General features: G+C 67.8%; 23 protein-coding genes. 15 read left to right on the top strand and 8 right to left on the bottom strand.

Annotation, left to right across the window (positions count from 1 at the left end):
• Positions 1 to 50: 50 nt before the first annotated feature.
• Positions 51 to 1,481: an MFS transporter gene (locus PQI66_RS12380; protein ID WP_339998699.1), complete on the bottom strand. Its 1,431-nt coding sequence runs from the start codon at positions 1,479 to 1,481 to the stop codon at positions 51 to 53.
• 367 nt (positions 1,482 to 1,848) lie between these two features.
• On the opposite strand from PQI66_RS12380, the gene PQI66_RS12375 reads away from it, so the two are divergent.
• The 3 genes from PQI66_RS12375 (at position 1,849) to PQI66_RS12365 (ending at position 4,624) form a co-directional block, all read left to right on the top strand.
• The gene (locus tag PQI66_RS12375; protein WP_339998697.1) at positions 1,849 to 2,166 is read left to right on the top strand and encodes a putative quinol monooxygenase; all 318 of its coding nucleotides are present in this window, start codon (positions 1,849 to 1,851) and stop codon (positions 2,164 to 2,166) included.
• A 10-nt stretch (positions 2,167 to 2,176) separates the two neighbouring features.
• Positions 2,177 to 3,013: a MurR/RpiR family transcriptional regulator gene (locus PQI66_RS12370; protein WP_339998696.1), complete on the top strand. Its 837-nt coding sequence runs from the start codon at positions 2,177 to 2,179 to the stop codon at positions 3,011 to 3,013.
• A 111-nt stretch (positions 3,014 to 3,124) separates the two neighbouring features.
• The gene (locus PQI66_RS12365) at positions 3,125 to 4,624 is read left to right on the top strand and encodes an amidohydrolase family protein (RefSeq protein WP_339998694.1); all 1,500 of its coding nucleotides are present in this window, start codon (positions 3,125 to 3,127) and stop codon (positions 4,622 to 4,624) included.
• Positions 4,625 to 4,636: 12 nt separating this feature from the next.
• Here the strand turns inward: PQI66_RS12365 and PQI66_RS12360 are convergent, their stop codons facing one another.
• From PQI66_RS12360 to PQI66_RS12345, 4 genes are read right to left on the bottom strand one after another with little or no spacing between them, the layout of a single operon-like run.
• Entirely contained in the window at positions 4,637 to 5,458 is an 822-nt protein-coding gene (locus PQI66_RS12360) for an SDR family NAD(P)-dependent oxidoreductase (RefSeq protein WP_339998691.1), read from the bottom strand.
• Between the two features lie 2 nt (positions 5,459 to 5,460).
• The gene (locus PQI66_RS12355) at positions 5,461 to 7,914 is read right to left on the bottom strand and encodes an alpha/beta fold hydrolase (protein WP_339998689.1); all 2,454 of its coding nucleotides are present in this window, start codon (positions 7,912 to 7,914) and stop codon (positions 5,461 to 5,463) included.
• 36 nt (positions 7,915 to 7,950) lie between these two features.
• A complete protein-coding gene (locus tag PQI66_RS12350; protein ID WP_339998688.1) occupies positions 7,951 to 8,772 on the bottom strand; it encodes an aldo/keto reductase in 822 nt (273 codons plus the stop codon).
• Positions 8,773 to 8,818: 46 nt separating this feature from the next.
• On the bottom strand, positions 8,819 to 10,012 hold the full coding sequence (locus PQI66_RS12345; protein ID WP_339998686.1) for an MFS transporter: 1,194 nt from the start codon (positions 10,010 to 10,012) through the stop codon (positions 8,819 to 8,821).
• Positions 10,013 to 10,129: 117 nt separating this feature from the next.
• Here PQI66_RS12345 and PQI66_RS12340 point away from each other — a divergent pair, with 117 nt between their 5' ends.
• The 9 genes from PQI66_RS12340 (at position 10,130) to PQI66_RS12300 (ending at position 17,341) form a co-directional block, all read left to right on the top strand.
• On the top strand, positions 10,130 to 10,576 hold the full coding sequence (locus PQI66_RS12340) for a MarR family winged helix-turn-helix transcriptional regulator (RefSeq protein WP_339998685.1): 447 nt from the start codon (positions 10,130 to 10,132) through the stop codon (positions 10,574 to 10,576).
• Between the two features lie 159 nt (positions 10,577 to 10,735).
• On the top strand, positions 10,736 to 11,077 hold the full coding sequence (locus PQI66_RS12335; protein WP_339998684.1) for a hypothetical protein: 342 nt from the start codon (positions 10,736 to 10,738) through the stop codon (positions 11,075 to 11,077).
• 5 nt (positions 11,078 to 11,082) lie between these two features.
• Entirely contained in the window at positions 11,083 to 11,544 is a 462-nt protein-coding gene (locus PQI66_RS12330) for a hypothetical protein (protein ID WP_339998683.1), read from the top strand.
• 10 nt (positions 11,545 to 11,554) lie between these two features.
• Positions 11,555 to 11,917 carry a hypothetical protein gene (locus tag PQI66_RS12325; RefSeq protein ID WP_339998682.1) on the top strand — a complete coding sequence of 121 codons (363 nt, stop codon included), beginning with the start codon at positions 11,555 to 11,557 and terminating at the stop codon, positions 11,915 to 11,917.
• Positions 11,918 to 11,958: 41 nt separating this feature from the next.
• Positions 11,959 to 12,888 carry a hypothetical protein gene (locus PQI66_RS12320; RefSeq protein ID WP_339998681.1) on the top strand — a complete coding sequence of 310 codons (930 nt, stop codon included), beginning with the start codon at positions 11,959 to 11,961 and terminating at the stop codon, positions 12,886 to 12,888.
• A gap of 121 nt (positions 12,889 to 13,009) precedes the next feature.
• Positions 13,010 to 13,807 (top strand): isocitrate lyase/PEP mutase family protein, encoded by a 798-nt coding sequence (locus tag PQI66_RS12315; RefSeq protein WP_339998680.1) that lies wholly within the window; start codon positions 13,010 to 13,012, stop codon positions 13,805 to 13,807.
• A gap of 172 nt (positions 13,808 to 13,979) precedes the next feature.
• Positions 13,980 to 14,921 carry an acetoacetate decarboxylase family protein gene (locus tag PQI66_RS12310; RefSeq protein WP_339998679.1) on the top strand — a complete coding sequence of 314 codons (942 nt, stop codon included), beginning with the start codon at positions 13,980 to 13,982 and terminating at the stop codon, positions 14,919 to 14,921.
• 15 nt (positions 14,922 to 14,936) lie between these two features.
• Entirely contained in the window at positions 14,937 to 16,517 is a 1,581-nt protein-coding gene (locus PQI66_RS12305; protein WP_339998677.1) for a succinic semialdehyde dehydrogenase, read from the top strand.
• 2 nt (positions 16,518 to 16,519) lie between these two features.
• Positions 16,520 to 17,341 (top strand): SDR family NAD(P)-dependent oxidoreductase, encoded by an 822-nt coding sequence (locus PQI66_RS12300; RefSeq protein ID WP_339998675.1) that lies wholly within the window; start codon positions 16,520 to 16,522, stop codon positions 17,339 to 17,341.
• Between the two features lie 203 nt (positions 17,342 to 17,544).
• On the opposite strand, the gene PQI66_RS12295 is transcribed toward PQI66_RS12300, so the two are convergent.
• Both PQI66_RS12295 and PQI66_RS12290 read right to left on the bottom strand, forming a co-directional pair.
• Complete coding sequence (locus PQI66_RS12295) at positions 17,545 to 18,255, bottom strand: type 1 glutamine amidotransferase domain-containing protein (RefSeq protein WP_339998674.1); 711 nt, start codon at positions 18,253 to 18,255, stop codon at positions 17,545 to 17,547.
• Between the two features lie 230 nt (positions 18,256 to 18,485).
• A complete protein-coding gene (locus PQI66_RS12290; RefSeq protein ID WP_339998672.1) occupies positions 18,486 to 19,070 on the bottom strand; it encodes a TetR/AcrR family transcriptional regulator in 585 nt (194 codons plus the stop codon).
• Between the two features lie 38 nt (positions 19,071 to 19,108).
• On the opposite strand from PQI66_RS12290, the gene PQI66_RS12285 reads away from it, so the two are divergent.
• The 3 genes from PQI66_RS12285 to PQI66_RS12275 all read left to right on the top strand — a co-directional run bounded on the left by PQI66_RS12285 (position 19,109) and on the right by PQI66_RS12275 (position 22,340).
• Positions 19,109 to 19,600, top strand: coding sequence for a GNAT family N-acetyltransferase (locus PQI66_RS12285; RefSeq protein ID WP_339998671.1), 492 nt, complete (start codon positions 19,109 to 19,111; stop codon positions 19,598 to 19,600).
• Positions 19,601 to 19,674: 74 nt separating this feature from the next.
• Positions 19,675 to 21,075: a condensation domain-containing protein gene (locus PQI66_RS12280; protein ID WP_339998670.1), complete on the top strand. Its 1,401-nt coding sequence runs from the start codon at positions 19,675 to 19,677 to the stop codon at positions 21,073 to 21,075.
• Between the two features lie 5 nt (positions 21,076 to 21,080).
• Entirely contained in the window at positions 21,081 to 22,340 is a 1,260-nt protein-coding gene (locus PQI66_RS12275; protein WP_339998669.1) for a hypothetical protein, read from the top strand.
• A 135-nt stretch (positions 22,341 to 22,475) separates the two neighbouring features.
• Here the strand turns inward: PQI66_RS12275 and PQI66_RS12270 are convergent, their stop codons facing one another.
• Positions 22,476 to 23,060 carry an AAA family ATPase gene (locus PQI66_RS12270; protein ID WP_339998668.1) on the bottom strand — a complete coding sequence of 195 codons (585 nt, stop codon included), beginning with the start codon at positions 23,058 to 23,060 and terminating at the stop codon, positions 22,476 to 22,478.
• Positions 23,061 to 23,079: the final 19 nt, after the last annotated feature.

Genomic DNA, 23,079 nt, shown 5'->3' with positions numbered 1-23,079 from the left:
GAAGCTCCTTTTCAGAGACGTTTTCAGAGACGTTTTCAGGGACGTTGTCGCTAGGCGTGGTCTGGAACGTCCTCGTTGAGAGCACGACCAGACGTCTTCTCACCGAAGATCACGATGAAGATGACTGCCACGACCAGGGCACCCACCAGGACGAGGAAGACGTTGGTGAAGCCGATCGAGGCGTACATGTAGCCGATGGCGATGGGTGCGGTGATCGCCCCGACTCGACCGACGGCGGAGGCGACCCCCATACCGGTCGCACGGATAGACGTCGGGTAGAGCTCGGAGGTGTAGGTGTAGTAGACGGCGGCGACACCGTTGGTGAAGGCGGCGAGCAAGGACGATCCCAGCAGAAGGATTCCCGCATTGCCGGCCAGGGCGACGATCACGGCGGAGACCGTGGCACCGGTGGCGTAGATCGCGATCAACCACTTGCGCTCCATCCTGTCGATCAGCAGGCTGGCCACGTAGTAGCCGGGGAGCTGCGCCAACGCCGTCACGAAGGCGAACAGGAAGGAGCCTGTCAGCGTGAATCCCTTTGCCGTGACGAGCAGTGCGGGCAGCCAGCTGGCGAACCCGTAGTTCACGCCGGTGAGGATGAACCAGAGGACCCAGATGACCATCGTCGTCCGGAACAGCGGTCCCCGCCACAGGGCGGCGAGGGTGGAGAACGGTCCCCGCTTGGACACGGTGGCTTCAGACTCCAGGTTGTCCCCTCCGACAGCCTTCGGTGCCGGCGTTTCGGCAGCGACCGCGGCATTCTCGGCGGGATCGACACCACTGCGGCGTTCAAACTCCTCGATGACGGCGGTGGCTTCGTCGATACGCCCCTTGGACAGCAGGAAACGGGGGGATTCAGGCAGCGACCGCCGCCACCAGAGCAGCAGCACCACAGGCAGGGCAGCGACGACTGCGGCGATCCGCCAGCCGGTCTCCGGATTCGGGGAGATGATCACCGGGGCGAGGACACCGGCGATGATGTACCCGAATGCCAGGAATCCGACGGTCCGGGAGACGAACTTACCGCGGACACGTGCAGGCAGGAATTCGGAGATGTAGGGAGCGATCAGCGCCGTCTCGGCACCGATACCGATGCCGGCGAGCGCACGCCAGATGAACAGCTCCGGCACCGAGTTCGCTGTGCCCATCAGCAGACTGCACGCGGAGAAGATCAGGAGGGCCGTCATCATGAGTTTCCGGCGACCGAACCTGTCGGCGAGCACACCGGAGATCAGTGCCCCGACGAGGTAGCCGAAGAAGATCGACGAGAGGAGCCATCCGGAGACGGACGACGGGATGGCCCAGATGACGATGAGGGCCGAGAGGGCGTAGCCCATCAACTGGCCGTCGAATGAGTCGAAGGTGTAGCCGAGACCACCCATCACCATCAGCCGACGGTGCGGCTTCCCCGGCTCCAACCTGTCGAGACGTGCGAGTAGTTCTTCCTGCTGTGCGCCCGTTGCGCCTGTTGATGTGGTCATCACGACCTCCATTCACTTTCGATGTGAAATGAAACAGTAGAGGTGCGGGGTGTGTCTTGCAACACTTTTTGCAGATTTTCTTTTTCTGCAATGTTTGTTCCGTCCGTCACGTCGCCCGACATTCCTGCATCAGGGCAGGTCACAGCACTCCGCCCGGAGAAGCAGCACCCCTCAGGGCACTGTCCAAGAACTCGGACCACAGCGCGGTGATGCACTGATGCAACACGCTCCTCCCCGTCCGGCCACCCGCACAAAGATGTGAAATCAGCACATAAACACGTCTCTTGCAGGTCTTTCTCCTGCCTCCTCCTCTACGGACCACCACTCGGCGCTAGTGCACGTCATTACGTTATGCAATACTCATTGCATGCACTCGATGAGTCTCCTTGAACTCCGCGTCCCTGCCGAGAACGTCGACGCCGTGGTCGCCTACTACCGGGAGGCGCAGGTTCTGGAGAGCTCAGGGGCCGTCTCCGCGCAGCTCCTCGTGGATCCGGCGGATCCCACCAGGATCCTGGTGACCGCATGGTGGGAGGACCAGGCCGGCTACGACAACTGGCTGCACTCCCCCGTGCGTACCGAATTCAGCGCGGGCGTCGCCGAGGCCGCTGGCCCGGACCTCACCGCCTCGAACCATGAGTTCCGCGTCGCCCACGCCACTCACACAGACGGACAGACATCGTGAGGAGACACCGATGACAGCACCCGACCAATGGCTCGCAGAGCTCACACGGGACATTTCACTGGGCAGCCAGGCCGAGCGTGTGGTCAGCGTACTCGCCCACTCCCCGCAGTTCGCCTCGTACGCCTCCGGCCGCGAGGTCGCCGAGCGTGCCGGCGCCAACGTCTCCACGGTCGTGCGCACCGCGCAGCAGGTCGGGTTCAACGGTTGGCCCGATCTGCGCCTGGCTCTACGCAACGTCTACCACGGTTCCTCGCTCCCCGGCCCCGGCGTGTCACTCTCCACGGGCAACGCCGCGATGTTGACGATCCACAAGGACGCGTCGAATCTTGCCTCTCTGGAGACCCCGGAGAACGTCGCCGCCATCCGCGCGACCGCAGCATCCATTCGGGCGGCCAACCGGACGGTCGTGGTCGCCACAGGAACAGGGTCCGGCCCCGCCCGTGTGCTCGGGTACCAGGCGAGGATAGCCGGGTTCGATGTACACGTCGCCGATGGCCCGGCGACGAGCCAGGTCGTCGAGGTCTCGCAGCTACGGGACGGGGACTGCGTCCTCACGATCAACATCTGGCGTCTCACCAGGTCGCTCCGCACCGTCACGCATCTCGCACGCGAACGAGGTGCCACCGTGGCCGTGCTCACCGATCTCGCGTCCTCCCCCCTCGGGAAGGACGCCGACCACCTCATCGTCGCCCCCGTCGAGAGCATCGACAGGATGCCGTCGGTCACTGCTCCCATGGCGGTGGTCCAGGCCATTCTCTCGGAGCTCGTGTCGGCGTCGGACTACCGGACGAGTTCCGCCATTGAACGTGCCTGGAACGACCTCGACCTCATGGACGACGAGGCCTGACCCGATGTACGCACTGCCCCACCACTGACAGGAAAGGCCCAGATTGCCATGTGCCAGAACCACGAGAACGGACTGCCCGGTCCATCCGACAACCCTGGGGCAGCGCTCCAGGTGCCCGGCTCTCCCAGGAACCGGGGGACGTCCCCCGGCGAGCCGGTCATTCTGCAGTCGGTCTTCATCATCGACGGTACGGGTGCCCCTCCCTACGGTCCGGCGGACATCCTCCTCCGGGACGGACGTATCGAGAGCATCATGGACAAGACCGATCCGATCGCGAAAGCCATCGTCGGCGACATCGATCTTCCGACGGCCCATCCCGATGCCCGTGTCATCGCCCTCGACGGGCATTTCGTCATGCCTGGCCTCGTCGATTCGCACGTCCATATCGGGAACCCCGACCAGGCTCCCAGCGCCGACTACGTCTACAAGTTGTGGCTCGCCCACGGTGTCACCACAGTGCGCGAGGTCGGTTGCCTCAATGGTCTGGACTTCAGCCTCAGCGAGTCCGCTCGGAGCGCCGAGCACGACATCGCGGCCCCGCGTATCGTCCCCTACCCCTTTTTCGGCACGGAACACGGCGGTCCGATCACCGATGCCCGGACCGCGGCGCAGTGGGTGCAGAAGATGGCGGACCGTGGTGCGCGGGGAGTGAAGTTCATGGGGGCCGCCCCGGAGGCGTTCGAGGGCGCCCTCAAGGAGACGACGGCACTCGGACTGGACAGCGCATGCCACCATGAACAGCGCAGGGTCCGCCAGATCAACGCCATGACCACGGCACGGTGGGGGCTCCGCAGCATCGAACACTGGTACGGCCTTCCGGAGGCGATGTTCCGTGACAGAACGGTGCAGAACTTCCCGGCCGGCTACAACTACAGTGACGAACCCGCGCGATACGCCAGTGGCGGTCCGCTCTGGATGCAGTCCGCGGAGCCGGGTTCCGCCGCATGGGATGAGACTCTCGACGAATTCCTGTCACTCGGTGTCACCTTGAGTCCGACCTTCAACATCTACATCGGTCACCGCGATGCCGCCCGGGTCAGGAACTCGGAATGGCACGCAGACTTCACCGCCCCACAGCTCTGGGACTTCTTCGAACCGGACCCGGACAGCCACGGCTCCGTTTACGGCGACTGGGGCTCGGAACAGGAGGCACCGTGGCGTCAGGCGTACACCCGCTGGATGAAGTTCACCCTCGACTTCAAGAACCGAGGGGGCCGGGTAACTGCAGGTTCCGATTCCGGGTTCATCTACAAGACCTTCGGATTCGGGATCATCGAAGAACTTGAGCTGCTTCGTGAAGCCGGCTTCCACCCCCTCGACATCGTGAGGGCGGCGACCCTCGACACCGCGAGCCTCATGGGCCTGGATGCGCAGACCGGCTCCGTGGAGGTCGGCAAGGACGCCGATCTGATCGTGCTGGACGAGAACCCGCTGTCGAACCTCAAGGTCATGTACGGGCACGGTGCCCTCCGGTACACCGACGGTGTCGCACGTCGGCACTCCGCGATCAGGTACACGATCAAGGGCGGGTCACTCTTCGACGCCGAACAGCTCCGTGATGATGTTCGCGGCATCGTGGCTGAGGAGAAGGAGAAACTCGGGGTGCGCTGACCGGCGTCTCGGTCAGCGCTTGGCCTGCCCTTCCGAGCGCCGGACCTGACGCGCCACTCCCCACCCGATGGTGCGGAGCAGGAAGAGGTAGGGGATCCGGGTGAAGCGCTTGGAGTACCACGAGAATGTGGCGAAGCCGTCAGGGGTGACGACCGTGCGCCGGGCCTCGATGCCTTTCACCGCCCGGCGCGCGATGATCTCCGAGGTGAGCCAGGTCCTGCTGAGCAGGACCCGTGCCACGGCGTCCATCGCGTCGTCGTCACCGACCAGGGAGTCTGCGAGCCCGGACTTGAAGAACTGGGGGCAGATCACCGTCGTGCTGATCTTCCGGTGCCTCAGTTCGGCGTCCACGGTCTCCCCGAGGGCAACGGTCGCCGCCTTGGTGGCGTTGTACGTCGCCATGGCGGGCGCATGGACGAGGCCGGCCGCTGACGCCGTGAGCACGATCCGCCCGCCCGGTCCGATCTTGGGGACGAAGGCCCGGAGGCCCCGGACAGAACCGAGGACGTTGATGTCCAGGGCCTTCTGCCAGGTGTCCATCGTCGTCTCGGTGATCCGCCCACCGATGGCGATACCGGCGTTGCTGACGAGGATGTCGAGGGAGTCGACGTCATCCGCCGCGGCCTGCCAGTCCTCGTCGCTGGTCACGTTGAGTTTCCGGTACTTCCAGTCTCCGCCCAGCGACCGGACGCTCGCCGGGGTCTCCTCGTGGAGGTCGGTCAGGATCACCCGGTCGCCCTTGCCCAGGAACTGCTTGGAGATCTCCAGCCCCAGGCCAGAGGCTGCGCCGGTCACCAACACCGTACGGGCGCCGGGGTGCTGTGTTCTGGTCATGGTCAGTTCACCGTCTCTTCCTGGGTGGCGTGCTCGGAGTCGTCGTGTGTCGCCCAGACACCGAACAGGAAGCGTTGGTACTGTTCGGCGAACTCACGGGGGTACTCGAGTTGGGGCATGTGCCCGCAGTTGTCGAAGACCACGGCGTCGCGGACGTCGATCTGCTCCAGCCCTGCCCGGAAGTCCGAGTACGGCAGGATGGCGTCCTTCCTGCCCCAGGACAGCATGACCGGGGTCGTCCCGGAGGTGGCCTGGTTGAACCGGGCGACCAGGTCACGGCGCCATCCTTCCCGGATCCCCAGCGGGGAACCCAGGTGCCGGACGAAGGAGTAGAAGGTCGCGTTGCGGTGCGGATGGCGGGCGATTCTCCCCTGCACCTTCACCCGACCGGGCGTCGCCGAACCAGGTCGACGCAGGATGAGGTGCTCGACCGGCTGGTACATGGCCCGCAGGCGGGTGGTCGCGGCGTTGATCCGGCCGAGACCGGGGATGGCGATCAACCGCAGCAGCGGGGTGGTGCTGGCACCGAAACCTGCCGGGTCCACGAGGGAGACGCTGGACACGGCGTCCGGACGTTGCGCGGTCATCTCCATCGAGAGCGCGCCACCGAGCGAGTTGCCGACCAGGTTGACGCCGGTCTCCCCGAGCTCGTCAAGCACCTTCCACAGCAGCGCGGCGGTGTCGGCGAGTGTGACGCGGGCCGCGGGGTCGCTGAAGCCGAAGCCGGGGATGTCCAGGGCGATGTAGCGGCTGTTCTCCCCGATGAGGGCCGCCTGGTCGTCCCAGTCCTCCAGGGACCGCCCGATGCCGTGGATCATCACGACGGCGTCCCGGCTCTCCCGCCCGTCCTGCCGGGCAGCGGGCCCGCCGCGGCGCACGCGTACCGTGCGACCGTCCACGGTGACGGTCTCGGTGGGCGGGAGCGCGCGGGTGTCGGTCTCGACGAACGGACTGTCGGTATGGACGGTCTGGACGTCCGGCCCGGGACGGGCACTGCCCGCGAGCTCCAGGCACCGGTCGCCGAAGACCATGTCGCGACGCTGGTCACCGTAGGCGAGTTCCGGAAGCTCCGTGAGGTAGTTCTGCGTGTACTGCCAGGGTGACCCGTCTCCCTGGGTGGGAAGGCGGTGTTCGCCGCGCTGGATGTACCCGGCGGCGAAGTCGAGCAACGGACGGTCGTTCCGACCGGGCGGCAGGGCGGGGCTGTAGAACTCCTCGCCGGTCTTCCACAGCTTGACCATGTAGCGCGACACCATGTCGGACCGCAGCGTCCACGAGGCGTTCACGTAGCCGACGGTGAAGCTGAAGTTCGGCAGGCCGGCGAGCATGATGCCGCGGTAGAAGACCTGCTGGTGGTTGTCGAGAGGCTCGCCGTCGATGCTGAGCGTCCCGCCGCCGAAGACCTCGATCTCCAGTCCGGTGGCGGTGACGATGATGTCGGCGTCCAGCTCCTTCCCCGAGGCCAGACGGATACCGTCGGCGGTGAACCGGTCGATGGTGTCGGTGACGACGTGGGCGTTGCGCTTCAGCGCCGAGAAGATGTCGCCGTTGGGCGCCTTGCAGACCCGCTGGTCCCAGGGGTTGTACCGGGGCGTGAAGTGCTCGTCGATCTGGTCCTTGGACAGGTACGGACGCTGCATCAGACGTAGCGCGTTCTTGAACAGCCACGGGGTCCGCTGGGCGACGACGAACTGCGCCATGTCCCGGGCGGCGTGGTTGAACCGTGCGGCCCGGTAGGCGGGTCCGGCAGGAAGGAGCCTCTTCCAGATGCTGCTGATGATGTCGACCTCCGGCAGCGGAGCGACGTAACTGGGGCTGCGCTGCAGCATGGTGACGTCCGCACCGGCCTTCTCCAGCGCCGGGATCAGCGTGATGGCGGTGGCGCCGGAGCCGATGACGACGATTTTCGACCCGTCGACGTTCAGGTCGTCCGGCCACTCCTGCGGGTGGATGATCTGACCGGTGAAGTCCTGTTCACCGGGGAATTCAGGACGGAACCCCTTGCCGTGGGAGTAGTAGCCGGAGGCGTAGTGCACCCGGCGCGTGTAGATCGTGCGCTCACCCTCGTCGGTCACGGCGGTGACGGCGTAGAGCTTCCTGTCGGTCCGCCAGTCGGCGTCCTTGATCCAGGAACCGGTCCGCAGACGTTCCAGGGCCCCGCAGTCGCGGGCGACGTCCCGGATGTACTCCTTGATGTCCGCGCCCTGCCCCAGCGTGCCCTTGTGCGGCCAGGGGCGGAACGGGAAACCGAAGGTGGCCATGTCCGAGTCGGAGCGGATGCCCGGGTAGGTGAAGGTGTGCCAGGTTCCACCGAGGTCGTCGTGGACGTCGTGGATCTCCCACGACCAGTGGGGGAAGTTCTGGGCGACGTGGTGGGCGAGGTCGATCCCGGAGAGGCCCGCGCCCACGATCAACAGATCGAGGGGCTGGTCCAGTGTGCCAGATTCTGTAGTCATGGCTACACCATAGTTATATCTCGGGAATGATACCTGTTATCCGTTGAAGTTTTCCGGGTCCGGGCCGGTACGGACTCCCCGGTCCAGCGCGTCCAGGGCCGCGAGGTCCTGTTCCCGCAGTTCAAGTCCGGTGGCGCCGAGGTTCTCCGCGATCCGTGCCGGGGTGACCGACTTCGGGATCACGATCCTGCCCTGCTGCAGGTGCCAGGCGAGGACGGCCTGCGCCGGGGTCGCGCCGTGCGCTGCGGCGATGTCCGCGACCACGGGATCGGTCAGCGCGGCACCCTGCCCGAGCGGACTCCACGCCTCGGTGGCGACACCGTGCCGGGTGTTCGCGGCGACGGTCTCGCGGTTCTGCAGTGACGGATGGAGTTCGACCTGGTTGACCGCCGGGACGGTACCGCCGAGGTCGACGATGCGCTGGAGGTGCTCCGGCAGGAAGTTGGAGACGCCGATCGACCGGGCCAGGCCGAGGTCACGGACCTCCTCCATCCCCTCCCAGGCGACGAGGTAGTTGTCGGTGGTGGGGGCGGGCCAGTGGATGAGGTAGAGGTCGACGGAGTCGAGACCGAGCCTGTCGAGGCTGGCCTCCAGGCCGGGACGGGCCCCGTCCCGCGACAGACCGTCCACCCAGAGCTTGGTGGTGATGAACAGGTCGTCGCGCTCGATGCCCGATTCGGCGACGGCGCGGCCGACACCGGCCTCGTTACCGTAGATCGCGGCGGTGTCGATGCTGCGGTAGCCGGCCTCCAGGGCGGTGGCGACGGCGCGGTGGGCATCGTCGTCGGGAACCTGGAAGACGCCGAAGCCGAGCTGGGGCATGGAGGTGTCGTCGTTGAGGGTGACGGTGGGGATCATGGTTTCTTCTTCTTTCTCGGAGCTGGTCAGAGCTGGTCAGAGCTGGTCAGACGTATTCGGGGACGGACGGGACGTCGGTGACGGCGGCACGTCGGGCGAACTCGCCGCCCCGGATCCGTGTCGCCACGAGGAGCAGGGCGAGGCCGAGGACGGTGACGACCGCACCGACCCAGAGCGGGGAGGTGTAACCGAGGCCCGCGGCGAGCGCGATCCCGGAGAGCCACGCACCGACGGCGTTGCCGACGTTGAAGGCGGCGATGTTCGCCCCGGACGCCAACGTCGGGGCGTCCGACGCGTAGTTCATGATGCGCATCTGCAGGCCGGGCACGGTGGCGAAGCCGACCCCACCCATCAGGCCCAGGGCGACGACGGTGGCGACCTGGTTCGTCGCGGTCAGCGCGAAGGCGACGAGGATGACCGTCAGCACGCTGAGCAGGACGACCAGCGTGGCGCCCAGGTTGCGGTCGGCGGCGCGTCCTCCGGCGAGGTTGCCGATGAACAGGCCGACACCGAAGATGACCAGCAGCCACGGGACCGTGGAGGACGCGAAGCCGGAGACCTCGGTCAGTGTGAAGGCGATGTAGGTGAAGGCGCCGAACATGCCGCCGTAGCCGAGCACAGTAACGGCCATGGACAACCAGACCTGGCGGGAACGGAACAGCGCGAACTCCTGGCGGACGGACCCCGCGGACGCGGGTGTGGACGGCACGAGCGCGGTGATCGCGACGAAGGCGACGAGGCCGATGGCGGTGATCGCCCAGAACGTCGCGCGCCAGCCGAAGGCCTGGCCGATGAAGGTACCCAACGGCACACCGGCGACGTTGGCGATGGTCAGCCCGGCGAACATGACCGAGATCGCCCCGGCGCGTCGGGCGGGGTCAACCAGGTCCGCGGCGACGACCGCGCCGATGCCGAAGAAGGCACCGTGGCACAGTGCGGCGACAATGCGTCCGGCCAGCATGAGTTCGTAGGTGGGGGCGAGGGCGGACATCATGTTGCCAACGATGAAGAGCACCAGCAGACCCAGCAGCGCCTTGCGCCGCTCGAGGCCGCGCAGGGCGACGGTAAGGATGATGCCGCCGACGGCGACGGAGAGTGCGTAGCCGGAGATCAGGTAGCCGGCGGTGGTGTCGGTGACGCCGAAGTCGGCGGCGACCTCGGGCAACAGGCCCATGATCACGAATTCGGTGAGGCCGATGCCGAATCCTCCGAGGGCCAGCGCGTAGAGGGCAGCGGGCATGGTGGGTGAGGTCCTTTCCTTGCGTATGCATCAGTTGCATGTGCAGTAGTTGCACGTGCAACGTTGAAGATAGTTGCACACGCGGGATATGCGCGCAAGTCGGCTATAGTGGTGCCCATGAGCATTTCGGACGACGCGGTCGAGGTCCGCACCCGCGGCTGGCGCACCCTCGCCGCACTGCACGGCGCCATCGACACCGCCCTGGAACGGGCGCTGAAGGAGAGTCACGACCTGTCCGTCGTCGAGTTCGCCGTGATGGACTCCCTCGACCGGCAGGACGGCTGGCACATGCGCATGGCCCAGCTCGCCCGCGCCGCCGCCCTCTCCCCCAGCGCGACGACGCGCCTGGTCAGCCGCCTGGAGAACCGTGGCCTTTTGCGCCGCATCCTCTGCGACGACGACCGCCGCGGCATCTACACCGAACTCACCGACGAGGGCCGGGACCTGCTGAACGCGGCCCGCCCCACCCACGACCGCACGCTCGAGGACGCGTTGGACGAGGCGTCCACCGTCCCGGAGCTGGCCCCGCTGGCCGACGCACTGCACGCCGGGAACTTCCGGTAGGCGCGCGCGAGGCGTCCGGCGGCGCACGCGGGGTGCGGGGACCTGAGTACGCTGCGCGACGGGAGCAACGAGTGCCACCTCAGCTGACAATCGGACGGGGTGGCAATTCGTCACCGACACCACGGCACCAAGCCGTGACCATGCCGTAAGGTCCGGACCATGGACTTCACCCTCGAGTGCAACCTACCGATCCGGCCCACCAGCACCACCGAAGAGGTGCAGGTCGGGGAAACATTGCGGCAGATCAGTTATCAGCACTACCGAACTGGCGAGCTCGAGGTCGAGCTCCACGTGCTTCTGCCGGGCGACAGCCTGTGCGGTGTGGACCTGTCTTCGACCCCAATTAAAGTCCAGAAGGACCTGCACCGGGCCGGCTACGCCTCCACCCTCGAGTTGTCGGGCCTGTCCCTCAACGATCACCCGATCTCGATGTACATCTTCGAGGACGAGATCGCCTCAATCTGCTGGGCCTGGCCAGCGCCACACAACTCGGAGGGGTAAACACCGTGGACCTCAGCACAGAATTCACCCTTCCCTTCGTCCTCGGCGGAACCATCGATGAGAATGCTGCCCGCTGCGTCGACCACTTCATCAACATCAACGAGAAGAGTTTCGGTTCCGATTTTGAGGCGTTCATCGACGTGGTCGGGGCCGATGGCAACGGCGACCTGGACCAAGAGCCGGAGAGGATCACCGCCATGATCCGCGACGGACGGTGCGTCACCGTGCGGTTGGACGGTCCTGACGCAAGCGGATGGACTTTCCTCGGCCTCGACATCGACAGTCTGACGACCGACCTCCTCATGACGGGTCTGGAGGCCAGGGGAATAAAGGCTGTCTCGCAATACAACGGCGTCGCGCTCCCCGACCATTTCGTGGTTGTGGATCCCGGGGACTCCATCACCTGGTGGGACCCCAACTACTGGGGCCGCGACGGCTTCCTCGAGTCCGCTGTCGCGATGCCGTAAGGTCCGGACCATGGACTTCACCCTCGAGTGCAACCTGCCGATACGGCCCACGAGCACCACCGAAGAAGTACAGGTCGGGGACACCTTACGGAGCATCAGTTACGCGTACTACGGGAATGACGTCCCCGATGTAGAGCTGACCTCGATTCTCCCGGGCGACACTTTCTGCGGCGTCGATCTCTGCCAGCCCCCGGAAAAGGTGCACGAGGATCTTCACCGTGCGGGATACTCGGCGACACTCGAGGTCGACTCCCTCGAACTCGATGACCACCATGTCTCCATGTTCATCTGCGAGGACGCGATCGCTACAGTGACCTGGCTCCCGTCGAACGCCAAGTTCGAAGAGGACAGGAGAAACGCGGGGTTGCTTTGACCCCGGAGGGGCGTAACCGTCCGCGGCACAGTCAGCGGCCGATGACCGCAGAGACCTGGACCATCACACACCCGTCCCTCGGCCGCATCGAGGTGTCCACCGGCACCGGGGACGAGTTGCGGGCGCTGGACCCGGACTTCCCCCGAGACCGAAAGGACAGGCAGGGTAAGCAGAGCTCAGCCTCGCCCCGTCTCCTCGTCCGCGTCGAGGGCACCGTCGTCGCACGGAAGAAGTCGCTGAGCAACACCAAGATCGACCTCTCGGAGAAGACGCTCGACGACCCGGGGAAGCGGCCCGACGCCGGTGAGTTCGGCCACCAGGAGGCCGTCCTCAAGCCTTTCCTGGAGATCGAATCCAACTGGGCCGACTCCTGGATCCGCACCGTCACCGTCCGCGTCCGGGACAGCGTCGTCCTGCTCGACGCCCCTGCGGGCTCACGCGCCGCGAAGCGACAGGAGGCGATGGAGCGCTCCGCGTTCAAGCGCTGGCTCTACCCACTTCTCGGAGGTATAGGCAAGGGCGGCTGGGCACTGGGCATCATCATCCTCGGACCGCTGGTCGTGGGGCTGCTGCGTCGGCTATGGCAGTGGCTGTCGGAGTATCTTCCGGACTGGGAGATCAACCTCCCGTCGATTCCGTGGCCGGACATCACCCTCCCGTCCATCAGTCTCCCGTCGATCCCCTGGCCCGACCTCACCCTGCCGAACTGGGACGCGCCGTGGTGGGTGGGATTCCTGGCCGAGTACTCCAAGGTGTGGGTGCCCGTCCTCATCGGCGTCGGTATCGGTATCGTCGCGATCCGGAACCACCGCCGTTCGGAACGGACGAAGAGGGAGTGGGAGGAGACGCAGGCCGCGCGAACCGATGCCGCCCGCGCCGACGTCGTGACGACGCTGCAGGCCCCGGCAACCAGAGCGACCCACGTGTTCCGTGCCCGGATCGGGCAGTTGACCCCGCCGGACAGCGGGTGAACGTCGCAGCGCGGACGGTTTCCGAGTCTGGATGCGCCGAGTTGGCCGACTCGGCGCATCCAGACTCGGAAACCGTACCGACCTCACCACCGCACCCCGTCATCGCGCGTACCGTGGCGTCATGTCGCACACCACCGCAGAACTCAGCCAGAAGGCCCAACTACTCCTGGACCTCCACCACCGCAGCGCGCCCCTCGTCCTGCCCACCGTGTGGGACGCGTGGAGCGCCCGGCTCGCCGAGGACGCCGGCTTCGACGGGCTCACCGTCGGCTCGCACCCCGTCGCCGACTCGCTCGGCTACCCGGACGGGGAGAACACCCCGGTCGAGCTGTACTTCCAGGTCGTCGCACGCATCACCTCCGCGGTCAGCGTCCCGGTGTCGGTGGACGTCGAGTCCGGCCTCGGACTCCCGCCCGCCGAACTCGTCCAGCACGTCCTGGAGGCCGGCGCCGTCGGCGTGAACATCGAGGACACCGTCCACACCGAGGACCGTTACCGCAGCCCCGAGGAACACGCCGCCTACATCGCCGCCGTCCGCGCCTCCGCCGAGGCACAGGAGGTGCACCTGGTCATCAACGGACGGACCGACGCCTTCACCAAGGACGGCGAGGAGGAGGCGAAACTTGAGGACGCCCTCACGCGGCTTCGCCTGCTCGAGGAGGCGGGGGCGGACTCCCTGTACCCCGTGCTGATCCCCTCCACCGAGGTACTGCAGCGCATCCTCGACGAGGTGTCGACGCCCGTGAACGTCACCGCGCACCCGCGCTCCGGGGCAATTCCTGGGTCGATGAACCTTGCCGACGCCGCCCGTGCCGGAGTCGGCCGGATCTCCTTCGGCCCGCTGCTGCAGGCGGCCCTGGCGGACACCACCCGTGAACTGCTCGGCGACTGGAAGGACGTCTCCGGCGGCGACGCCTAGTCTGCGGCCGACCTCGGCACGGACGTCAGCGACCACGGCGTCGAACTGCTGGACCGCTGGGTCGACCTCACCGTCCGGCGCTTCTCGCTGGACTGACATATGTTGACACTGCTCACGCGGGGCACTACCGTACACAGATGTAAGCACCGTCAACTAGTGAAAGGTCATCCCCATGGCCTCCCAGCCGAACACCACCGCGACCACCGCGACCAACGCAGACACGGTTTCCGTCACCCTCGGCGAGCGCACCGTCCGGGTCCCCGCCGGCGGCCTGTACGACCGCTACCGGATGAACCCCGACCTCGACGAGATCGCCAAGGACCCCCGGGTCAGCAGCGTCGACTTCTTCCGGGACCTCACCAAGACCAGGGTGGACTCCCCCATCGGCGAGACCTGGACACCGAACTTCTACTACCGGATCTCCACGGCCCGGATCGGTTTCCTGGGAAAGACCAGCGCCGCCCGCAGGAGACTCCCCGCCGAACTCGACCCACTCGAGGTCGCCCCCGGCCTGGCCCTCGGGTTCGTGATGTTCTTCCGCTACGACGTCGCCGACATCGACTTCTACTGCGAGACGGCCGTCGGAGTCGCCGTGCGCCCCGCCCGCCACGGCAAGGTCGGCGTCGCCGACCTCGCCACCGGACTGGGCAACAACCACCTGCACGCCCACGTCCTGTCCCTGCCGGTCACCACCGACATCGCCCAGGTCCGCGGCCACGACGGCTACGGGTTCCCCAAGTGGGTCACCGACATCGACGTGGACATCGACGAGAACCGCGTCGCCGCACAGGTCCTCAACGACAACGGCGGCAACGACCTGTCCCTGAACGCCCCCACTCCCCGGCAGCGGCGGTACCGCTCCGGGGAGCACGTCGGGTCCCTGACGTCCTACACACGGATCGACGGCAACTGGCACTCCACCCTCACCCAGACCAACATGCTGTCCGGCGGGGTGACGACACTGCCCCGCGGCATCGACCTCACGCTCGGTGCCGGGCGCGTGTCAGACGACGTCCGTTCGCTCGGGTTCCTCCGCCCCGTCCAGTTCGAGGTCGCCACCGAGTCCCAGCTCGCCCTGCACATGCCGACGCCGATCTCCGTCGCCGCACGCTGAGAAAGGAACACCACCATGACAACCGCACAGACCACCCGCCCAGGAGCCGGCCCGTCGTCCCCGGAATTCCTCGAGCAGCTGACCCGCCGCGTGCAGGTCGCCGACCCGGACCGTGTCATCGAGGTGACCAACGCGATGACCGGTGAGCCCATGGGCACCGTCCCCGCGTCCACCCCGGAGGACGTCGCCGCCGCCGCGGCGCGTGCCCGCGAACGTCAGGCCGCGTGGGCGGCCCGTCCGGTCACGGAGCGGGCGGCCGTCCTGATGCGCTTCCACGACCTGGTCCTGGAGCGCCAGGACGAGGCGCTCGACCTGATCCAGCAGGAGAACGGCAAGGCCCGGCGCCACGCCTTCGAGGAGATCATGGACGTCGCCATGACCTCCCGCTACTACGCCCACACCGCGGCCGGCTACCTCAAGCCGCGGAAGCGTCAGGGAGCACAGCTCGCACTGACCAAGGTCGTCGAGGTGCACCACCCCAAGGGGCTGGTCGGGGTGATCTCCCCGTGGAACTACCCGCTCACCCTGGGCATCAGCGACGCGCTGCCGGCCCTCGTCGCCGGCAACGCCGTCCTGGCCAAGCCCGACCAGCAGACCCCCTTCGCCGCCCTGTGGGCTGTCCAGCTCCTCGAGGAGGCCGGGCTGCCGGAGGGGCTGGTGCAGGTCGTCACCGGCCGGGGCTCGGAGCTCGGCGAGTCGATCATCGCCAACTCCGACTTCCTCATGTTCACCGGTTCCACCGCCGTGGGGCGCACGGTCGCCGCCCAGGCCGCGGAGCACCTCATCGCCTACTCCATGGAGCTCGGCGGCAAGAACGCCATGCTCCTGCTGGACGACGCCGACCTCCGCCAGGCCGTCAGCGGCGCCGTACGTGCGGCCTTCTCCAACACCGGCCAGTTGTGCATCTCCATCGAGCGCATCTTCGTGCCCGACGCGCTCTGGGACGAGTTCACCACCCGGTTCGTCGCCGCCACCCGGAAGATGACGCTGTCGCCGAACCTGGACTACTCCGCGAACATGGGCTCCCTGGTGTCCGAGAAACAACTCGCGACGGTCAGCGGGCACGTGCAGGACGCCCGGGACAAAGGTGCCACCGTCCTCGCCGGAGGACGGGCCCGCCCGGACCTCGGCCCGCTGTTCTACGAGCCGACGATCCTCACCGACGTCACCGAGGACATGACCGTCTTCGCCGAGGAGACCTTCGGCCCCGTCGTCTCCCTGTACCGTGTCCGCGACGAGGAGGAGGCGATCCGACTGGCCAACGACTCCGAGTACGGGCTGAACTTCAGCGTCTGGTCACGCGACCGGAAGCACGGACTGCGCGTCGCCGAGCGACTCGAGGCCGGCACCGTGAACGTCAACGATGCCTACGCCCCCGCCTGGGGATCCGTCGACGCGCCGATGGGCGGGATGAAGGCCTCCGGGGTGGGACGCCGCCACGGCGAACACGGCATCATGAAGTACACCGAACCCCAGAGCATCGCCGTGGAGCGGCTGCTCCCGGTCGGTGCACCGGACTGGGTGAACGCCGGAATCTACGCGCGGATCATGACCGCTGGTCTACGCCTGCTCAAGAACCTCCCGGGGGTGAAGTGACCGTGGCACACACCATCCTGATCACCGGCGCAAGCTCCGGGCTGGGCGCCGAGTTCGCCACACAGTTCGCCGCCCGTGGCGTCGACCTCGTCCTCGTCGCCCGACGCGAGGGCCGCCTGAACGACCTGGCCGCCCGGCTCTCGGCACGGCACGGCACCACGGTCTCCGTGATCGCCGCGGACCTGTCGGCACCGGACGCCGCGGCGTCCCTCGTCGACGAGCTCGACCGCCGCGACCTGCACGTCGACTCGCTGATCAACAACGCCGGTTTCGGCATGGGCGGCCAGTTCGTCGAGGAGGATCCGCGACGCCTGCGGCAGATGATCGACCTCAACGTCGGTCTGCTCACCGACCTGACGCGCCTGCTGCTTCCGCAGCTCACCGCATCCCCCCACGGCATTCTGGTCAACGTCGCCAGTACCGCGGCCTACCAGCCGACACCCGGCATGGCCGCCTACGGTGCGACGAAGGCCTACGTCCTCTCCCTCACCGAGGCGATCGCCTACGAGACACGGACGACGCCGCTGCGCGTCCTGGCGCTGAGCCCCGGCGCCACGAAGACCGAGTTCTTCGAGGTCCTCGGCGGTGGCGGCGGGCTCGAGAACAGCGCCTCCGCCGCCGGCATGGTCCAGACGCCCGAACAGGTCGTCTCCCTCACACTCCGGGAGCTCGACCGGCGCAGGCCGCGGCCGAGCGTGGTGTCGGGACGGAAGAACGCACTCGTCGCTGCCGCGGCACGGCTCGCCCCCCCGCAGGATCACCCTGGCGATCGCGGGACGGATCACGCAGTAGGGACGGTAACGGCGGACCCACCTGTCGTCTGAGCCACCGTACAGGTCACGCAACAGCGAAAATCTGACCTGAGCGGTGGCTCAGACGACAGGACCGGGGTGGTGGGGCACCCCCCGCCCGCCCACCTACTCCTCGATCTCCAGGACGTCCCGCAGGTGCGCGACGGCCTGGGTGACGGGTTCGAGGGAGATGTTCTCCGGGTTCGCGTTCATGGGTCGTCCTTTCCAGAGGTTCTCTAGCTGAGGGTGGAGACGAGCGTTTCTGCGAGCTTCTTGGAGGACTGCGGGTTCTGGCCGGTGAAGAGGTTGCCGTCCTGGACCACGTGGGGACGGAACGGGATCAGCGCCTTGTCGTAGTCGGTGCCGATCTCCGTGAGCTTGTCCTCCAGCAGCCAGGGGGCCTTCTTCGCGAAGGAGTTGATGAGCTCCTCACGGTTGGAGAGCCCGGTGACGTGGCGTCCGGCGAAGGGGGTCCTTCCCTCCTCGTCGACGGTGGCGAGCAGCGCCGCGGGGGCGTGGCAGAGCAACGCCAGGGGTTTGCCGGACGCGAGGCGGTCGGTGAGGAGTTTGCCCGAGATCTTGTCGAACGCCAGATCCTCCATGGGACCGTGCCCACCGGGGTAGAACACCAGGTCGTAGCCGTCGAGCTCGTCCGCGGTGATCGCGTGCAGGTCGGCGGTGTTCTCCAGGACCGGGGCGAGCTCCCCGAGCTTCGCCCGGAACTTCTTGACCGTGTGGGGAAGGACGCCGCCGGTGAGCCCCAGGCTGAGCTCGTCCACGACCGGTGTGGCCGCGCCCGGGGTGGCGACGGTGACGTCGAATCCGGCGCCGGTGAAGATCTCGTAGGGGACGAGGAATTCCTCGGCCCAGAAGCCGGTGGGATGTTCGGTTCCGTCGGTCAGGGTCCAGTGCCGTGCCGCGGTGACTGCCATCAGGACGTTGATCATGGAGATGTACCTCTCGTGGTCGCACGTGGGGCAGGAGACTCTGCCGCGGCACGGTGGTCAGTGGCGTCCCGGCACGCGAGGCCGGGGCACGGTCCAGGGTAAAACCAGATGTGAGCGCTGTCAACACCTCGCGGCCGCAGAAAAGTTCTAGCGTCGTGCACGCCAGCCCCCGAAAAACGTGCCCGGAGCTAGAACAATTCCGCCGCGGGATACCGGAACCGCGAGGACCCCTACCCGACGAGACCCAGAACCGCGCGGAACGCCCCCCGGACCCGCTCGTACATCTCCTCCGCCGGCTCCTGCGACAGCTTGCCGTCCAGGTGGAGCGAGGCGAGGCCGTGGGCGGTGCTCCACAGGCCGGTGGCCAGGTCCTCGACCGCGGCCCCGGGGTACACGGTCCGGAGGTTCTCCGACAGTGCGTACCGCAGCAGCCCGGCCGCCCGCACCCGGTCATCGTCCTGATCGTCACACTCCGTACCGAACATCAGCCGGAACATGCGGGGACGCTCCACCGCGAACCGGACGTAGGCGACGGCGAACTCCGGGAGTTCCTCGGGCGTGGTCGGCGCTCCACGGCCGGCGAAGAGATGCTCACCGAGCGCCAGGAACCCCTGGGCGGCGACCGCCGACTCCAGACTGGCCCGGTCGGAGAAGTGCCGGTAGGGAGCGGTCTGAGACACACCCGCCCACCGCGCGACGGCCCGCAGTGAGAAGTTCTCCCCCTGCTCGAGCATCTCGACGGCGGCGTCTATCAAGGCCTGCCGGAGATTGCCGTGGTGGTAGCTCTGCGCTGCCGCCGACCCGGAAGTTGACATCGCTAACGTCCTCCTGTCTTTATGTAAGCAGCGTACACATGCCCCGTCAGCAAGGAAAATCATGCCACATCCACACCCGCTTCCGGCGCACCCCTCGCCGGCCCGCCGACATCGTCGCGCTGCTCACCGATGATGTCCTCGGTCAGACCCGCGAGTCGTCCTCACTCGACCCGTACATGGTGGCGCTCACGGAGATCGACGCAGATCCGGCCCACTTCCTGCTGATCGTGCGTGAGGGCCGGGACGACCGGGACGGCGGCCCTGCGGTCGCCACGATGCAGCTCACCATCGTGCCGGGGATGTCGAGGGGTGGGGCGAAGCGGCTGCAGATCGAGGCCGTCCGCGTCGCCGCCGGCACCCGTGGCACCGGGCTCGGGTCAGCACTGTTCGACTGGGCGCACGACTACGGCCGCACCCGTGGCGCGACCCTGGCCCAGCTGACCTCGGACGTCACGCGCACCGACGCCCACCGCTTCAACGGGCGGCTGGGCTACACCGCCAGCCACCAGGGGTTCAAGCTGATCCTGTGATGCGGCGGCCACCGCGCCGACCTATAGTCAGGGCCTGACATGTCCTGTTCCACCCCTCACGAGCGGATCCACGAATGAGAATCATCGACGGGCGCGACTGGTCGCCTGAAGGCACCGTGACCACCTGGCTGCCGTCCGACGCCATGACCGCCGCCGACGCCGTAGCAGACCGCACGGACGACCCCACCCCGGCGTCCTTCCTGCAGACCGACCATGTCCGCGGCGTGCTGGCGGGACGGGCACAGGGGCGTCGCCACCACGCCTACACCTGTTCGGTGGCGACACTGCCCGGCGTCCCCGACAAGGAACGCCTGACCCGCGCGGTCAACGACGTCGTCGCCGCGCACGAGGGTCTGCGGTCCACGCTGTCGGTGGACGGCGATGCACCGGACGGTTCGATCCGCCGTCGGACACTGCCGGCGGGTGCCGTCGACCTCGTGCCGACGCCGGTCACCGGGTCGTCCCCCACGACGATCACCGACCTGCTCGCCACCACCGCCGTCTTCGACCACGTGCCCGCTCTCGCGGTCGTCACGGTGGCACGGGAGGACGGCCGGTCCTTCGACCTGCTGCTCGCCCTGGACCACGCCTCCGGCGACGGGATCTCCCAGATGACCGGGCTGCTGGAACTCGTCGCCCGCTACACCGGCGCCACGGGGGACGCCGCACAGGCGCTGACCGCCGCGGCGCACCCGAGCTTCCTCGACTACGTCCGCGAGGAGTACACCCGGGCGGCGACCGTGGGGGACGACTCCCCCGGCGTGCAGGCCTGGCGCGGCCTGTTCGAGGTCACCGGCGGGCGGGTGCCCGGTTTCCCGCTGCCCACCGGCATCGTCGACGGCGAACCGCAGCCGGTCGTCGGCATCAACGGCGAGCTGGCTGACCGGGACCTCACCGACCGGTTGCGCACCCTCGCCCGCGACCACGGCGTGAGTTTCAGCACCGTGGTGTACGCCGCCCTCGGTCTGGCGCACGCGCGGCTCACCGGCGAGGACCACTACGCCACCGTGGTGGTCGCCGCCACCCGTGGCCGACGGTACGCCCTCTCCCAGGGGTGGTTCTGCAACTTCACCCCGCTGTACTTCCCCGTCACCGGCACCACGGTGCAGGAAGTCCTGCCCGAGGTCGTGAGCGCCCAGGCGCGACTGAAGGCGGCGCTGGACGAGCCGGTGCACGCCTCACTGGGACACCTGATCCTCAGCGGTCAGGTGGACCCGTCGGTGATGGGCAGCCCGCAGATGGTGACCTACCTCGACCTCGGCTGGTTCGAGGAGCCGGAGGGCGCCGACATCCGCCTGTTCACCGGTTTCGGCAGGACCGCCAACGCCAACCTGTGGGTCCACCGCAACGCCGACGGACTCGGCATCGGGTCGCAGGCCCCGGACAACCCGACGGCGCGGGAGTCGGTGGCGACCTACATCGCCACGGTCCACGACATCCTCGCCGGAACCGTCGCCGATCCCGGCACCGACTGACCGCCGTGGACGTCACCTACCTCGACCATGTCCACCTGGCCGGGCCGTTCGTGGAGCTGGAGCCGCACTGGCACGGGGTCCCGCAGGACGACGGCCCACCGCTGGGCTTCAACCAGCGCAACCATCTCGCCGCCGTCGCCGCGTCGGGCCGGTCGACCTGGATCGGCGGGACGGTCGACATCGGCGGGCCCGACGGTGCCCCCGCATGGTCGGACACCGAACTGGCCGATGCGGTGCGCAGCGTCGTCGCCGGTGCACCCTCCCTGCGCCGCGTCGCCTCGGGCGATGCCCACGTCCCGTTCCCGCCGGACGCGCTGACGGTCGTGGTCGGTCCGGTCCGTCCTGCCCCTCCGGTGGAGTTGGCGGCACGGATCGCGACGGCCTGTCTGCCCGGCGCGGTGCCGGGTGTCTACGCTGCCCGGGCCGGGACGGCCCTGCTGTTCGCGGTGGACCACGTGCACGGCGACATGCTCAGCATCGACCTGGTGCTGCGGCGGCTGTGGGATGCGCTTCACGGCCGTTCGGTGGCCGAGCCCGACACCACGTCACCTGTACCCGCCGTCGTCCCCGGCAGTGATACCGCGCTGGATGTCGCGCTGGATGTCTGGCTGGATCCCGCGCTGGATGTCTGGCGGAGGTTCTTCACCCTCACCGACGGCCACGTCCCCGCCTTCCCGGTGCAGCTCAGCACGGGGATGACCGAGCCGGTGCACGACGTCCGGCCCCTCACCCGCGCTCCGGCGATCACGGGCGACCTGGACCGCAGGACCTTCGCCACGATCCTCACCGCGCTGGCGGAGGCGGTGGAGCCGGTGACCGGCTCCCCGGAGTTCGCCACGGTCATCCCGGTGCACACCCGCGGGCGGCGGGACGATCCGCGCCACAACGTCGTCGGCTGGATGGTCAGCAACGCTCCCGTCGTCGCCCGGGCCGGCGACGTCGAGACGACGGCGGGCTGGTTGCGCGACGCGGTGACCGTGGCCGGCCTCCCGCTGGAGACGATGATCCGGGAATGCCGACCGGTACTGCCGGACGGTGTAGTGCCGATGGTCTCCTACATGGACTTCCGTCACCGTGGCGACCCGTTGCCGCAGGCACGGTACATCTCGTCGACGTCGCCCACCGACACCGCCCAGCTGTGGTTCTCCCGTACCCGCGACGGCCTGGCCGTCCGCGCGAAGTACCCGGACACGCCGGTGTCCTGCCAGGTCATCGGTGGGGTGCTGGACCGTCTGGAGGCGGCGTTGCACCGTGACCAGAAATAGACCGGGGACCGCCGGCATCCGTGTCCGACGACGGGTGGCAGACCTGACGGCCCGGCGGCAGAGGCGACGGTCGTTCTGGACCCCCGACACCGACCGGTGCTTCTGCCACCGGGCCATTGCCTCTGCCACGGCGGGTCAGGGGTGGTTCACCGGCCTGGTCGACCGGGGCTCTGACGCAACCTGGGACGCAACACGGACCGCCGCAACAGTCTCGTCCCGGCTGAGCCCGGAGACATCGACACCGGTGAATTCACTCCGGATCCACTCTGCCTCGCGGAAGTCAGGGAATCTGCTCAGCCGCCACCGGTGCGCGTCGGGTTCCTCGGTGTCGTCGACGACGCGACGGCGGTGCTCCCCCGGATCGATGTGCAACGCCACGGGTGTGAGGTGCACCGTCGGGTCAAGGCCAGTCATGATCTCTGACCAGTACTCCTCGACGGTAATGGTCTGGGGGACGATGACGAGGGACGGGCCGTCGTCCGGCAGTTCCCGGAGCACAGCGTTGAGTGTGGCGGCGACGAGGTGTCGCCACGCGGGCCACTCCTGGAAGTCACGCACCGGGGCCACCGGCTGAAGGACCGGGCGCAGCAGGGCACCGACCTCCTCGGGGTCGACGATGACCGCGCCCGGGGTCTGTTCGGCCAGCAGCCTCGCGGCGGTCGTCTTCCCCGTACCGAAGGCGCCGTTGAGCCAGATGACGTGGTTCCGTTGGGGATGCATGTGCGTAGCGTAACCTGCG

The sequence above is a fragment of the Corynebacterium sp. USCH3 genome, from assembly GCF_037619475.1.
GTDB lineage: Bacteria > Actinomycetota > Actinomycetes > Mycobacteriales > Mycobacteriaceae > Corynebacterium.
The sequence above is the reverse complement of the archived record's forward strand: the minus strand, read 5'-3'. Positions and strand labels throughout refer to the sequence as shown.

Bases quoted from the DNA above. Each gene is read 5' to 3' on its own strand.
- PQI66_RS12305 (WP_339998677.1), top strand. From the start codon at position 14,937: ATGACAACCGCACAGACCACCCGCCCAGGAGCCGGCCCGTCGTCCCCG.
- PQI66_RS12350 (WP_339998688.1), bottom strand. From the start codon at position 8,772: ATGATCCCCACCGTCACCCTCAACGACGACACCTCCATGCCCCAGCTC.
- PQI66_RS12355 (WP_339998689.1), bottom strand. From the start codon at position 7,914: ATGACTACAGAATCTGGCACACTGGACCAGCCCCTCGATCTGTTGATC.
- PQI66_RS12285 (WP_339998671.1), top strand. From the start codon at position 19,109: ATGCCCCGTCAGCAAGGAAAATCATGCCACATCCACACCCGCTTCCGG.
- PQI66_RS12370 (WP_339998696.1), top strand. From the start codon at position 2,177: ATGACAGCACCCGACCAATGGCTCGCAGAGCTCACACGGGACATTTCA.
- PQI66_RS12310 (WP_339998679.1), top strand. From the start codon at position 13,980: ATGGCCTCCCAGCCGAACACCACCGCGACCACCGCGACCAACGCAGAC.
- PQI66_RS12295 (WP_339998674.1), bottom strand. From the start codon at position 18,255: ATGATCAACGTCCTGATGGCAGTCACCGCGGCACGGCACTGGACCCTG.
- PQI66_RS12375 (WP_339998697.1), top strand. From the start codon at position 1,849: ATGCACTCGATGAGTCTCCTTGAACTCCGCGTCCCTGCCGAGAACGTC.
- PQI66_RS12320 (WP_339998681.1), top strand. From the start codon at position 11,959: ATGACCGCAGAGACCTGGACCATCACACACCCGTCCCTCGGCCGCATC.
- PQI66_RS12380 (WP_339998699.1), bottom strand. From the start codon at position 1,481: ATGACCACATCAACAGGCGCAACGGGCGCACAGCAGGAAGAACTACTC.
- PQI66_RS12360 (WP_339998691.1), bottom strand. From the start codon at position 5,458: ATGACCAGAACACAGCACCCCGGCGCCCGTACGGTGTTGGTGACCGGC.
- PQI66_RS12335 (WP_339998684.1), top strand. From the start codon at position 10,736: ATGGACTTCACCCTCGAGTGCAACCTACCGATCCGGCCCACCAGCACC.
- PQI66_RS12345 (WP_339998686.1), bottom strand. From the start codon at position 10,012: ATGCCCGCTGCCCTCTACGCGCTGGCCCTCGGAGGATTCGGCATCGGC.
- PQI66_RS12315 (WP_339998680.1), top strand. From the start codon at position 13,010: ATGTCGCACACCACCGCAGAACTCAGCCAGAAGGCCCAACTACTCCTG.
- PQI66_RS12280 (WP_339998670.1), top strand. From the start codon at position 19,675: ATGAGAATCATCGACGGGCGCGACTGGTCGCCTGAAGGCACCGTGACC.
- PQI66_RS12290 (WP_339998672.1), bottom strand. From the start codon at position 19,070: ATGTCAACTTCCGGGTCGGCGGCAGCGCAGAGCTACCACCACGGCAAT.
- PQI66_RS12340 (WP_339998685.1), top strand. From the start codon at position 10,130: ATGAGCATTTCGGACGACGCGGTCGAGGTCCGCACCCGCGGCTGGCGC.
- PQI66_RS12270 (WP_339998668.1), bottom strand. From the start codon at position 23,060: ATGCATCCCCAACGGAACCACGTCATCTGGCTCAACGGCGCCTTCGGT.
- PQI66_RS12325 (WP_339998682.1), top strand. From the start codon at position 11,555: ATGGACTTCACCCTCGAGTGCAACCTGCCGATACGGCCCACGAGCACC.